Annotated in this window: 7 protein-coding genes; 3 read left to right on the top strand and 4 right to left on the bottom strand. The window is 70.5% G+C overall.

All coding sequences use genetic code 11. The annotated features are described in order from the left end of the window. Positions 1-73: 73 nt before the first annotated feature. The gene (locus BIV25_RS41390; protein WP_071377731.1) at positions 74-5,008 is read right to left on the bottom strand and encodes an NAD-glutamate dehydrogenase; all 4,935 of its coding nucleotides are present in this window, start codon (positions 5,006-5,008) and stop codon (positions 74-76) included. Between the two features lie 569 nt (positions 5,009-5,577). Between BIV25_RS41390 and BIV25_RS41385 the strand changes: the two genes are divergently transcribed. After that, a complete protein-coding gene (locus BIV25_RS41385) occupies positions 5,578-6,144 on the top strand; it encodes a DJ-1/PfpI family protein (RefSeq protein WP_071377730.1) in 567 nt (188 codons plus the stop codon). A gap of 98 nt (positions 6,145-6,242) precedes the next feature. Here BIV25_RS41385 and BIV25_RS41380 read toward each other — a convergent pair whose 3' ends face one another. Both BIV25_RS41380 and BIV25_RS41375 read right to left on the bottom strand, forming a co-directional pair. Further along, positions 6,243-6,911, bottom strand: a complete 669-nt coding sequence (locus tag BIV25_RS41380) for an HAD family hydrolase (protein WP_071377729.1) — start codon at positions 6,909-6,911, stop codon at positions 6,243-6,245. A 71-nt stretch (positions 6,912-6,982) separates the two neighbouring features. After that, positions 6,983-7,498, bottom strand: a complete 516-nt coding sequence (locus BIV25_RS41375; protein WP_071377728.1) for a hypothetical protein — start codon at positions 7,496-7,498, stop codon at positions 6,983-6,985. A 290-nt stretch (positions 7,499-7,788) separates the two neighbouring features. Between BIV25_RS41375 and BIV25_RS41370 the strand changes: the two genes are divergently transcribed. Next, positions 7,789-8,304: an Rv3235 family protein gene (locus BIV25_RS41370; protein WP_071377727.1), complete on the top strand. Its 516-nt coding sequence runs from the start codon at positions 7,789-7,791 to the stop codon at positions 8,302-8,304. 114 nt (positions 8,305-8,418) lie between these two features. On the opposite strand, the gene secA is transcribed toward BIV25_RS41370, so the two are convergent. After that, a complete protein-coding gene (gene secA / locus BIV25_RS41365; protein WP_071377726.1) occupies positions 8,419-11,229 on the bottom strand; it encodes a preprotein translocase subunit SecA in 2,811 nt (936 codons plus the stop codon). Between the two features lie 252 nt (positions 11,230-11,481). Between secA and BIV25_RS41360 the strand changes: the two genes are divergently transcribed. After that, on the top strand, positions 11,482-12,051 hold the full coding sequence (locus tag BIV25_RS41360; RefSeq protein WP_071377725.1) for a GNAT family N-acetyltransferase: 570 nt from the start codon (positions 11,482-11,484) through the stop codon (positions 12,049-12,051). The last annotated feature ends 62 nt before the right edge of the window (positions 12,052-12,113 follow it).

Genomic DNA, 12,113 nt, shown 5'->3' with positions numbered 1-12,113 from the left:
GTCGGCAAGAAGCGAGACGCCCCGGGCCGCTGGGTGCCCGGGGCGTCGTCGGCGCCTTCCTTACGTGCGGACCTTACGAATGCGTGCGCAGCAGCGTCCGCATCGTGCGCATCGCCACCGACAGGTTGGCGAGGTCGAAGGAGTCCGAGCTGCGGATCTCCTCCAGGGTGGTGCGCGCCCGGCCCAGGATCGCGGAGTTCTTCTGCTCCCAGGCCTCGAACCGCTGCACCGGCGTCGAGGTGCCGTTGCCGGCCGCGAGCACGTCCCCGGTGAGCGCCGCGTGGGCCGCGTACAGGTCCTCGCGGATGGAGGCGCGGGCCATGGACTGCCAGCGGTCGTTGCGGGGCAGGTCGCTGATGCGGTCCATCAGCTGGGTGATGTTCAGCCGGTCGGCGAGGTCGTAGTAGACCTCGGCGACGTCGAGCGGCTCCTTGCCCGTGCGGTCGGCCACCGAGACGATGTCCAGCGTCGGGAAGGCCGAGGAGAAACCGGCCACGCGGGTGGCGAGCTCGTCCGGGACGCCGACCGCGGACAGCTCGTCGTACACGTGCTGGTACCACTCCAGGTCGGCGCCGCGCAGCAGCTTCGGCAGCTCCTGCCAGACCCGCTCGACCCGCTCGGCGAAGAACTCGACCGTCTCGGCGAGCTGGAGCGGCTGCGGCCGGTTGTTGAGCAGCCAGCGCGTGCCGCGCTCGACGAGCCGGCGCGAGTGCAGCCGGATGCGGGTCTGGACGTCGGCGTCGACCCTGTTGTCCAGGGCCTCGACCGCGTCCCACACCGGAGCCGAGGAGAAGATGGTGCGGGCCGCGGTCTGCGCCCGGACGATCTCCTCCAGGGAGGCGCCGGTCTCCTCGCGCAGCCGGTGCAGATACGTGGTGCCGCCCGTGTTGACCGTGTCGTTGACCAGCACGGTCGTGGTGATCTCGCGGCGCAGCGGGTGGTTGTCGATCGCCTCGGCGAACCGCTCGCGCAGCGCCGTCGGGAAGTAGGCGTGCAGCAGGCCGCGCAGGTACGGGTCGTCCGGCAGCGAGGTGTGCAGCAGCTCCTCGGCGACCGTGATCTTCGTGTACGCGAGGACGACGGCCGTCTCCGGGCTGGTCAGGCCCTGGGCCTGGCCGAGGCGCTCGCGGATCTGGCGGTCGGTCGGCAGGAACTCCAGCGCCCGGTCCAGGTGCCCCTCGCGCACCAGGTGGCGGATGAACCGCTGCTGGGCGTGGAGCATGGCGTTGGCCTGCGAGAGGGCGTTGGCCAGGGCGGTGTTCTGCGCGTAGTTGTTGCGCAGCACCAGGGCGCCGACCTCGTCGGTCATCTCGGCGAGGAGCTTGTTGCGCTGCTTGACGGTCATGTCACCGTCCGCGACCAGGCCGTTCAGCAGGATCTTGATGTTCACCTCGTGGTCGGAGGTGTCCACACCCGCGCTGTTGTCGATCGCGTCGGTGTTGATCTTGCCGCCGTGCCGGGCGAACTCGATCCGGCCGAGCTGGGTCAGACCCAGGTTGCCGCCCTCGCCGACGACCTTGACGCGCAGGTCCGCGCCGTCGACGCGGATGGCGTCGTTGGCCTTGTCGCCGACGTCGGCGTTGGACTCGGCCGACGACTTCACGTACGTGCCGATGCCGCCGTTCCACAGCAGGTCCACCGGCGCGTGCAGGATCGCCTTCATCAGGTCGGCCGGGGTCATCTTGGTGACCTTGTCCTCGATGCCGAGGGCCTCGCGGACGTGGGCGTTGACCGGGATCGACTTGGCGCTGCGCGGGAAGATCCCGCCGCCCGCCGACAGCAGCTCGGTGTTGTAGTCCGCCCAGGAGGAGCGGGGCAGCTCGAACAGGCGGCGGCGCTCGGCGTACGAGGTCTCCGCGTCCGGGGTCGGGTCGATGAAGATGTGCCGGTGGTCGAAGGCGGCGACCAGCCGGATGTGCTCGGAGAGCAGCATGCCGTTGCCGAACACGTCACCGGACATGTCACCGATGCCGACGACCGTGAAGTCCTCGGTCTGCGTGTCCACGCCCAGTTCGCGGAAGTGCCGCTTGACGGACTCCCAGGCGCCGCGCGCGGTGATGCCCATGCCCTTGTGGTCGTAGCCCGCGCTGCCGCCGGAGGCGAAGGCGTCGCCCAGCCAGAAGTTGTACTTCTCGGCGACCCCGTTGGCGATGTCCGAGAACGTCGCGGTGCCCTTGTCGGCGGCGACCACCAGGTAGGTGTCGTCGCCGTCGTGCCGTACCACGTCCTGCGGGGGCACGACCTCGCCGGCGACCATGTTGTCGGTGATGTCGAGCAGCGCCGAGATGAACGTCTTGTAGCTGGCGACGCCCTCGGCCAGCCACGCGTCACGGTCCTTGGCCGGATCCGGCAGCTGCTTGGCGACGAAGCCGCCCTTGGCGCCGACCGGCACGATGACGGTGTTCTTCACCATCTGCGCCTTGACCAGGCCGAGGATCTCCGTGCGGAAGTCCTCACGCCGGTCGGACCAGCGCAGACCGCCGCGCGCGACCTTGCCGAAGCGCAGGTGCACGCCCTCGACGCGCGGCGAGTACACCCAGATCTCGAACGCCGGGCGCGGCGCGGGCAGGTCCGGGATGGCCTGCGGGTCGAACTTCATGGAGACGTAGTCGTGCGGCGTGCCGTCGCCCTTCTCCTGGAAGAAGTTCGTGCGCAGCGTCGCCTTGATGACGGTGAGGAAGGACCGCAGGATCCGGTCCTCGTCCAGGCTCGCCACCTGGTCCAGGGCCGCGTCCAGCTCCTCCAGCAGCGCGTCGGTGATCTCCAGGCCGGCCTTCTGCCGGTCCGGCGACATCCGCGCCTCGAACAGCGAGACGAGCAGCCGGGTGGTGTGGACGTTGTTGCGGAGGGTGTCCTCCATGTAGTCCTGCGAGAAGGTCGAACCGGCCTGGCGCAGGTACTTGGCGTAGGCGCGCAGGACCATCGCCTGCCGCCAGGACAGCCCGGCGCCCAGCACGAGCGCGTTGAAGCCGTCGTTCTCGGCCTTGCCGGTCCAGGTGGCGGCGAAGGCCTCCTGGAAACGGTCACGGGCGTCGTCGCCGAGGTCCCCGCCGCCCGCCGCCTGGGGCACGCGCAGACCGAAGTCGTAGATCCAGGCGGTCGTACGGTCCGAGCAGCGCAGCTCGTACGGCCGCTCGTCGGTGACCTCGACGCCGAGGCGGCTGAGCACCGGCAGCACCTGCGAGAGGGAGACCGAGCCGCCCTTCTGGTAGATCTTGAACCTGCGCTCCTCGGGACCCGCGCCCACCGGCTCGTACAGGCTCAGGCTGAAGGTCTTTTCCCCGCCGAGCTGCTCCAGGTGGACCAGGTCGGCGACCGCGGCACGCGGCGTGTGGTCGGCCTTGTAGCCCTCGGGGAAGGCGGTGCCGTAGCGGCGCAGCACCTCGGCCGCGTGCTCCTCGCCGCACTCGGCGGTCAGCGCCTCGGCGAACGCGTCGGCCCAGGAACGGGCGGCCTCGACGAGACGGGCCTCGATGCGGTCGCGGTCGGCGTCCGACAGCTCGGGCAGCACGGTGCCCGGCGGGACGCGGACGACGAAGTGCAGCCGGGACAGGATCGATTCGGTGTTCCAGGCGGTGAAGTCGACGCTGATGCCGCCGAGCTCCTCCTTCAGGATGTCGATGATCCGCAGCCGGACACCCGTGGTGTAGCGGTCGCGCGGGAGGTAGACGAGGGCCGAGTAGTAGCGCCCGTACTCGTCCTGGCGCAGGTACAGCCGCAGCCGGCGGCGCTCCTGGAGGTAGAGCACGGAGGTGACGATGGACTGGAGCTCGGCGACGGGCGTCTGGAACAGCTCGTCGCGCGGGTAGGTCTCCAGGATCTGGAGCAGGTCACGGCCGTCGTGGCTGTTCGGCGAGAACCCGGCGCGGTGCAGCACCTCGTCGACCTTGCGGCGGACGACGGGGACCCGGCGCACGGAGTCGGTGTACGCGGCGGACGAGAAGAGTCCGAGGAAGCGCCGCTCGCCGACGACGTTGCCGTCCGCGTCGAACTTCTTGACCCCGACGTAGTCCAGGTACGACGGACGGTGCACGGTGGCCCGGCTGTTCGCCTTGGTCAGGACGAGGAGCTTGTGCTCGCGGGCCTTGGCGCGGGCGTCGGCCGACAGCCGCTCGAAGGACGGGCTGACCGGGTGCTGGTCGTCCTCGGCGTGCTGCGGGTCGGAGCGCAGGACGCCGAGACCGGTGCCGGGCACGGCGGCGAGCGTGTCGTCGTCGCGCAGCTCGTACTCGCGGTAGCCGAGGAAGGTGAAGTGCTCGTCGGACAGCCAGCGCAGCAGCTCGCGCGCCTCCTCGACCTCGGCCTTGGCCAGGTCGCCGGGGGCGGGGTCGGCGGGCAGCTCGTCGGCGATCCGGATCGCCGTGGCGCGCATCTTCTCCCAGTCCTCGACGGCCTCGCGGACGTCGGACAGGACGCGCAGCAGATCGGCGGAGATCTGCTTCAGGTCGGCGCGGTCCGTCTCCCGGTCGATCTCGACGTGGATCCAGGACTCGAAGTGCGCGTCGTGCGGGAGGTCGCCGCCGGGCGAGGCCGGCAGGACCTCGAGCAGCTTGCCGGTCAGATCACGCCGGACGACGAACTGCGGATGGACGACGACGTGGATGCCGCGTCCCTGCCGGGTCAGCTCATTGGTGACCGAGTCGACCAGGAAGGGCATGTCGTCGGTGACGACCTCGACCACGGTGTGGCTGCAGGTCCACCCGTTCTCCTCCACGGTCGGGGTGTGGACCCGCACGTTCGCCGTGCCCTGGGGGCGGGTCTCGGCGAGACGGTAGTGGGAGACCGCGGCACCGAAGACGTCGACCGGGTCGCGGTCGGCGAGGTCTTCCGGGGCGGTGTGCAGGTAGTACCGCTGGAGGAACGCGAGCACGGACTCGCTGTCCGGGGTGTCCGGGGAGCCCTCGCCCGCGGTCCCGGTCGGTAGGTGTCCCCCGACCGGGCTGTTCTCAGCTACCCGGGCGGCCCTTCCGAGCAGCTCGGCCTTGGCTTCGTCCAGCTTGGTCTGCATTGTCCTCTGACTCCTGTCGCGCGCCGTTGCGTGACGTAGAAGGAAGTACGGTCTCTTTCCCTCCGGCTCGCCGCCACAGCCCGGGGTGTCCGGACCACTCAGACGCTATGCCGCGAGGTGAGATGAGCGGGGGGAATTCGGCCATTGTCGTCACACCCGTCGGGTGTGACGCTGCTCTCGGCACGGCCGTGTCCGGGGTTGCCCGCGGCGTCCCGGGAGCCTCTGCGGCCCCGCCCCGCCCGCGAAGACCAGCGACCGCCGCCCGGCCACGGAGGTGTTCCGTGCAACCCGGGCGCAGGGCAGGGACACGATCGTCCCCGCGAACTATCGCGCTGATCACGCCACAAGGCTATCGCTCCTCACCCCGGGCCCGTCATGAGCCGTATGTGTACAAAACAGGGGGTCGAAGTTTGACGTTCTGCACAGCGGCGGGACGGGCCCGGGTGACGTATCCGGCCGGGGCCACGGGTAGCCGGCAGGCCCGTCCGGGTAGGTGTCAGTGTCAGGTCGCGCCGCGAGATCCCCGACCTCACCCTGAGAGCACACCCTGCCTGCCCGGAGGAGCCCACATGCCCGCGAAGATCCTGCTCGTCACCGGCGACGCGGCGGAGTCCCTGGAAGTCCTCTACCCCTATCAGCGCCTGCTGGAGGAAGGCTACGAGGTCCATGTCGCCGCTCCCTCCCGCAAGACCCTGCGCTTCGTCGTCCACGACTTCGAACCCGGCTACGACACCTACACGGAGAAGCCCGGCTACACCTGGCCCGCCGACCTGGCCTTCGCCGACGTCGATCCCGGCGAGTACGTGGCCCTCGTCATCCCCGGCGGGCGTGCCCCGGAGTACCTGCGCAACGACCCGGAGCTGCGCAAGATCCTGAAGGCGTTCTTCGACGCCGACAAGCCCGTCGCCCAGATCTGCCACGGCCCGCTGCTCACCGCGGCGATCGACACCCTGCGCGGCCGCAGGGTCACCGCGTACCCCGCCCTGGAACCGGACATGCAGGCGGCCGGCGCGGGCTTCCAGGACACCGAGGCGGTCGTCGACGGCACGCTGGTCTCCTCCCGCGCCTGGCCGGACCACCCGGCCTGGATGCGCGAGTTCCTGAAGGTCCTGCGGGCCACGGCACCGGCGGGCTGAGCCGCGCGAGGACGAGCGGGGAGCGCGTGCGGGCGGGCGGAGCAGCGGGGCGGGGGCGGGCGCTGCTCCCGGACCGCCGCAGCGGTGCCGGTCCCCGGCTACGCCGCTATTCGCCGGGCTTCCTGCACCGCCTCCGCCAGTGTGTCCACCACCGGCACGCCCACGGCCTCCAGGCTGTCCCGGCTGTGCGACCCCCCGGTGTACAGCACGGCCCGCGCACCCACCTCGCGCGCCGCGACCGCGTCGTCCGCCGCGTCCCCGATCACCACGGTCCGCGCGGGCGCCACGCCCGTCCCGAGCGCCGCCAGGTGCCGCACCATGTGCGCGGCCTTACTCCCCCCGGACGGCCCCGTACGCCCGTCGACCCGCAGGAACTGCGCCTCGATGCCGAACCCCCGCACGAGCGGTACCAGTTCCTCGTGTCCGTACATGCTCAGCAGGGACTGGCTGTGCCCGGCCGTTCGCCATCCGGCGAGCAGCTCCGCCGCCCCTTCGGTCAGCCCGCACCGGCTCCGCTGCTCCGCGTAGTGCCGATGGAACACCCCGTCCATCAGCTCCCACTCGGCCTCGGTCGGCAGCCGGCCGAGCAGCCGCTCGTAGAACTTCGGCACCGGCACGCAGTACAGCGCCCGGTACTCCTCCATCGTGATCGGCGCGAGCCCCAGCTCCGCAAAGGCCGCGTTCGTCGCCCCGATGATCGCGTCGTTGTCGTGGAACAGCGTGCCGTTCCAGTCCCAGACGATGTGCGCGCTTTTGTGCATCCCCATGCCGAAAACCGTACTCGCCGCCACTGACAATCACCCCGGCCGCATGCTCCGGGCCGACGTCGGGCCGGGCGTCAGGCGCCTTGTGCGACCAGGTTGGGGATCTCCTGGGTGGCGTACCACAGCAGTTCGTGGTCGTCCGCCCCGTCCACGACGGACTGCGCGTCGTCGTCCCCGCCGTCCGCCGCCGCCAGCGCCTGCGCCGCCGCGGCCACGTCCTGCTCCGCGTCGTCGGCGTCGACGTGCACGGCGGCCGCCTTCGCGAGCGGCACGCTCGACGCGACGGTCACCTCGCCCGGCGCGGACGGGTCCGGCCCCCGGTCCTGATCCGCGCTCGCGGCGCCGGCCGGCACGTCCACGGCGACCACGACCCGGCGCCGCGCCGCGCCCGGATCGGCCGCCAGCCGCCGCAGCGAGGCCAGCGCGGCCTGCCCGAGCGCGGCGTACTCCAGCTCCTCGACGTCCTCGGAGACGTACCACTCGCGCAGCGCGGGCGTGACCGCGTACGCGACGAAGGGGCCGCTCCCCAGCTCACCCGTCTTGTGCGCCTCGGCGAGCGCGGGAAGGGTCAGGGGGACGTAGACGCGCATGCTGGCCGCTCTTTCCTGATCAAGGGCTCGAAGGCTTCAGGATACGTGCGCGGGTCCCCTTTCGAGTCCCTGCCCACGCCCGTGAAGCCGTGGACACCGGGCCGCGCATTCACCCGGTGCGCCCCCGGGATTCCGGGGTTCCGGGACCCGCGGGTCCCCCGGATAAGCGAACTTTTCCGCGCCTCCCCGGAGGGCACCGCTGCCCTTGCCACCCGGCTCCGCGCCCCGTACAAGATCCACACCAGCGAGTTACCGACCGGTATCAACCGAGCCCGCCGAACGGGGACCCCATGAACAAGGTCATGAGCCGTACCGTCCAGCCCCGCCCGCGACACCGCCCGCCGACCCGCCACGACACGCGCCGACCCGGCGGCGCCCCGCCCTGCAAGCCCCCGACGAGGAGCGCCCGCGACACACCGACGGCCGCCGGGACGGCCGGCCCGCCCCCCAGGGCCCCGGAGACGGCCCAGCCCCCACAGCGCCCCACCGACGTCTTCGCGGACCGCCTCCTGGCCGTCCTGAGCGGTCAGCGCCCCGTCCACTGGATGCTCCGCCACACCGCCGGCCGCGCCTACGACGACCTGGCCCGCCTCGCCGAACGCAGCCCCCTGCGCACGCACGGCTCCCGTCCCGTCGTCCGCGACATCGGCTACTACGTCCCCTGCGACGGCGCCCTGGAGGTCTTCGCCCGCATCTCCGCCGGCAGCCGGCTCCGCGCCCTGGCCTTCCGTCTGGAACTGGGCCAGGACCTCCGCTGGCGCTGCACGGCGGTGGAAGCCGGGGCCCGCTCCGAGGCAACGCCGTAGCCTCCGCACCACACCGCCGGGGCCGGGCGAGCCCGCCACCGGCACCACGCGCAAAGGGCCGGGCTCCCCCGAGGGAGCCCGGCCCTGGTCAGCCGCTCTACGACCGCGCGCGTGTCACTTCTTGCGGCGCCGTCCACCCTTGGCCTGGCGGCGGCGCTCGGCGCGCGTCAGGCCGTCCGACTCGGACCGCACCGGCTCGTCGTCCTCAAGGTCGCGCTCGACGACGCCGCCCTCGCCGTCCACCGTCGGCGCGGAGAAGTGCAGATCCCGCCGCTGCGGCACGTCCAGACCCTTCGCACGGATCTCGGGACGGGCCCCCGCCTGCGCCGGCACCGTGTCCTGGACGCCCTCGGCGACCGGCTCGGCGGCCTCGACCGGGACCTCCTCGACCTGCTGCTCGACCTGGACCTCCAGGTTGAACAGGTAGCCGACGGACTCCTCCTTGATGCCCTCCATCATCGCGGTGAACATGTCGAAGCCCTCGCGCTGGTACTCGACCAGCGGGTCCTTCTGCGCCATCGCGCGCAGGCCGATGCCCTCCTGGAGGTAGTCCATCTCGTAGAGGTGCTCGCGCCACTTGCGGTCGAGGACCGACAGCACGACGCGGCGCTCCAGCTCCCGCATGATCTCGGAGCCGAGCTGCGTCTCCCGGGACTCGTACTGCTCGTGGATGTCCTCCTTGACGGACTCGGAGATGAACTCGGCCGTCAGACCGGCCCGGTCGCCGGCGGCCTCCTCCAGCTCGTCGATGTCGACCTTCACCGGGTAGAGCTGCTTGAAGGCGCCCCACAGCCGGTCCAGGTCCCAGTCCTCCGGGAAGCCCTCGGCGGTCTCCGCGCCGACGTACGCGTCGATCGTGTCGTCCATGAAGTGCACGACCTGCTCCTGCAGGTCCTCGCCCTCCAGCACGCGGCGGCGCTCGCCGTAGATGACCTCGCGCTGCCGGTTGAGCACCTCGTCGTACTTCAGAACGTTCTTACGGGTCTCGAAGTTCTGCTGCTCGACCTGCGACTGCGCGGACGCGATCGCGCGCGTGACCATCTTGTTCTCGATCGGCACGTCGTCCGGCACGTTCGCCATGGACATCACGCGCTCGACCATCTGGGCCTTGAACAGGCGCATCAGGTCGTCACCGAGGGAGAGGTAGAACCGGGACTCGCCCGGGTCGCCCTGGCGGCCGGAACGGCCGCGCAGCTGGTTGTCGATACGGCGCGACTCGTGCCGCTCGGTGCCGAGGACGTAGAGCCCGCCGAGCTCCTTGACCTCCTCGAACTCGGCCTTGACCGCCTGCTCGGCCTTCTCCAGCGCGGAGGGCAGGGCCGAGGCCCACTCCTCGATGTGCTCCTCGGGGTCGAGGCCGCGCTGGCGCAGCTCCGCCTCGGCGAGGTCGTCGGGGTTGCCGCCGAGCTTGATGTCCGTACCACGGCCGGCCATGTTGGTCGCCACGGTCACCGCGCCCTTGCGGCCGGCCTGCGCGACGATCGACGCCTCGCGCTCGTGCTGCTTGGCGTTGAGCACCTCGTGCTGGATGCCGCGCTTGGAGAGCTGCTGCGAGAGGTACTCCGACTTCTCGACGGAGGTCGTGCCGACGAGAATCGGCTGGCCCTTCTCGTGCTTCTCCGCGATGTCGTCGACGACCGCCTCGAACTTGGCGACCTCGGTGCGGTAGATCAGGTCCGACTGGTCCTTGCGGATCATCGGCTTGTTGGTCGGGATCGGGACCACGCCGAGCTTGTAGATCTGGTGGAACTCGGCGGCCTCGGTCATCGCCGTACCGGTCATGCCGGACAGCTTCGAGTAGAGGCGGAAGAAGTTCTGGAGGGTGATCGTGGCGAGCGTCTGGTTCTCGTCCTTGATGTCCACCCCCTCCTTCGCCTCGATCGCCTGGTGCATGCCCTCGTTGTAGCGGCGGCCGGCGAGGATACGGCCGGTGTGCTCGTCGACGATCATGACCTCGCCGTCGATGACGACGTAGTCCTTGTCCTTCTTGAACAGTTCCTTGGCCTTGATGGCGTTGTTCAAGTAGCCCACCAGCGGGGTGTTCACCGACTCGTAGAGGTTGTCGATGCCCAGCCAGTCCTCGACCTTGCTGACGCCGTTCTCGTGGATGGCGACGGTGCGCTTCTTCTCGTCGACGTCGTAGTCGCCGGTCTCCTCCATGCCCTTGAGAGGGTTGCCGGCCTCGCCCTTCTTCAGGCGCGTGACCAGCTTGGCGAAGTCGCCGTACCACTTGGTGGCCTGGTCGGCCGGGCCGGAGATGATCAGCGGCGTACGGGCCTCGTCGACCAGGATGGAGTCGACCTCGTCGACGATGGCGAAGTTGTGGCCGCGCTGCACCAGCTCGTCCTTCGACCACGCCATGTTGTCGCGCAGGTAGTCGAAGCCGAACTCGTTGTTCGTGCCGTACGTGATGTCGCATTCGTACTGCTCGCGGCGCTGGGCCGGCGTCATGTTGGCGAGGATGCAACCGACGCTCAGGCCCAGGAACTTGTGGACGCGGCCCATCATCTCGGAGTCGCGCTCGGCCAGGTAGTCGTTGACCGTGATCAGGTGGACGCCGTCGCCGGACAGCGCGTTCAGATACGCGGGCAGCGTGCCGACGAGGGTCTTGCCCTCACCGGTCTTCATCTCGGCGACGTAGCCGAGGTGGAGGGCCGCGCCACCCATCATCTGCACGTCGTAGTGCCGCTGGCCGAGCACGCGCTTGGCAGCCTCACGGACGGTGGCGAACGCCTCGGGGAGCAGGTCGTCCAGGCTCTCACCGTCGGCGTACCGCTGCTTGTACTCCTCGGTGAGGGCCCGCAGCTCGGCGTCGGAGAGGTCGACGAAGTCCTCTTCGATGGAGTTGACCTGGTCCGCGATGCGGTGCAGCTTGCGCAGGATCTTGCCTTCGCCTGCACGCATGATCTTCGAGAGGACGGACACGGGGGTTTGTCTCCTTGCCGGTCGGGCCTGGGACGGTCGGTTTCCTTTTACGTACTGAGCAACGGCCATCGTATGCGAGGACCCGGCTGGGCCGGGAGGCCTGGCGGCCCGACGGCTTGCCTCATCCAGGACAACGGACGGGGCACGGGGATAGTGCCGCATCGGAGCGAGGAATTGCGCGAAATGTGATCACGCGCTCACGCATAGCGAAAAACGACGGCCCGCGCGCGGGACGCCCAGCACAATCGGTCGATGGAACCCGTCACTCTCACCACGGACCGCCTGATCCTGCGCGCGGTCGGTCCGCACGACACGCGGGCGGTCTACGAGGCCGCCCAGGACCCCGGCATCCAGCGCTGGACCACCGTCCCGTCCCCTTACCTGCCCGAGCACGCGAGCGGCTTCACCCAGCAGCTGGTCCCCGACGGCTGGGAACAGGGTTCGATGTTCACCTTCGGCGTCTTCCTGCCGGGCGGGGAACTCGCCGGAATGCTCAGTCTCACCATGCGCTCGCTCGGCGTGGCGGAGGTCGGCTTCTGGGCGACGGCGGACCACCGCGGGCGCGGCTACGTGACCGAGGCCACGCTCACGGCCTGCCGGTGGATCTTCACCGAGGTCGGTGTCGACCGGGTCGAATGGCGCGCCGAGATCGGCAACCACCCCTCCCGCGCGGTGGCCGAACGCGCGGGCTTCACCATCGAGGGCACCCTGCGCTCCGCGCTGAACAACAAGGGAGTCCGGCGGGACTGCTGGGTCGGCTCGCTGCTCCCCTCGGACCTGGGTCTGCCCTCCACGACGCCGTACCTGCCGGCCCGCGGCTGACCCGCTCGGGGCGAACGCCCAGGTCAGCACGGATTGTCAGTGGCGGCCTCTAGGGTCCGGGG

The organism is Streptomyces sp. MUSC 14, from assembly GCF_001866675.1.
Classification (GTDB): Bacteria; Actinomycetota; Actinomycetes; order Streptomycetales; family Streptomycetaceae; genus Streptomyces.
This window is presented reverse-complemented; position numbering and strand designations above follow the sequence as displayed.

Excerpts from the sequence above, each read along its gene's own strand:
- BIV25_RS41390 (WP_071377731.1), bottom strand. The coding sequence starts at position 5,008 with ATGCAGACCAAGCTGGACGAAGCCAAGGCCGAGCTGCTCGGAAGGGCC.
- BIV25_RS41385 (WP_071377730.1), top strand. The coding sequence starts at position 5,578 with ATGCCCGCGAAGATCCTGCTCGTCACCGGCGACGCGGCGGAGTCCCTG.
- BIV25_RS41380 (WP_071377729.1), bottom strand. The coding sequence starts at position 6,911 with ATGGGGATGCACAAAAGCGCGCACATCGTCTGGGACTGGAACGGCACG.
- BIV25_RS41375 (WP_071377728.1), bottom strand. The coding sequence starts at position 7,498 with ATGCGCGTCTACGTCCCCCTGACCCTTCCCGCGCTCGCCGAGGCGCAC.
- BIV25_RS41370 (WP_071377727.1), top strand. The coding sequence starts at position 7,789 with ATGAACAAGGTCATGAGCCGTACCGTCCAGCCCCGCCCGCGACACCGC.
- BIV25_RS41360 (WP_071377725.1), top strand. The coding sequence starts at position 11,482 with ATGGAACCCGTCACTCTCACCACGGACCGCCTGATCCTGCGCGCGGTC.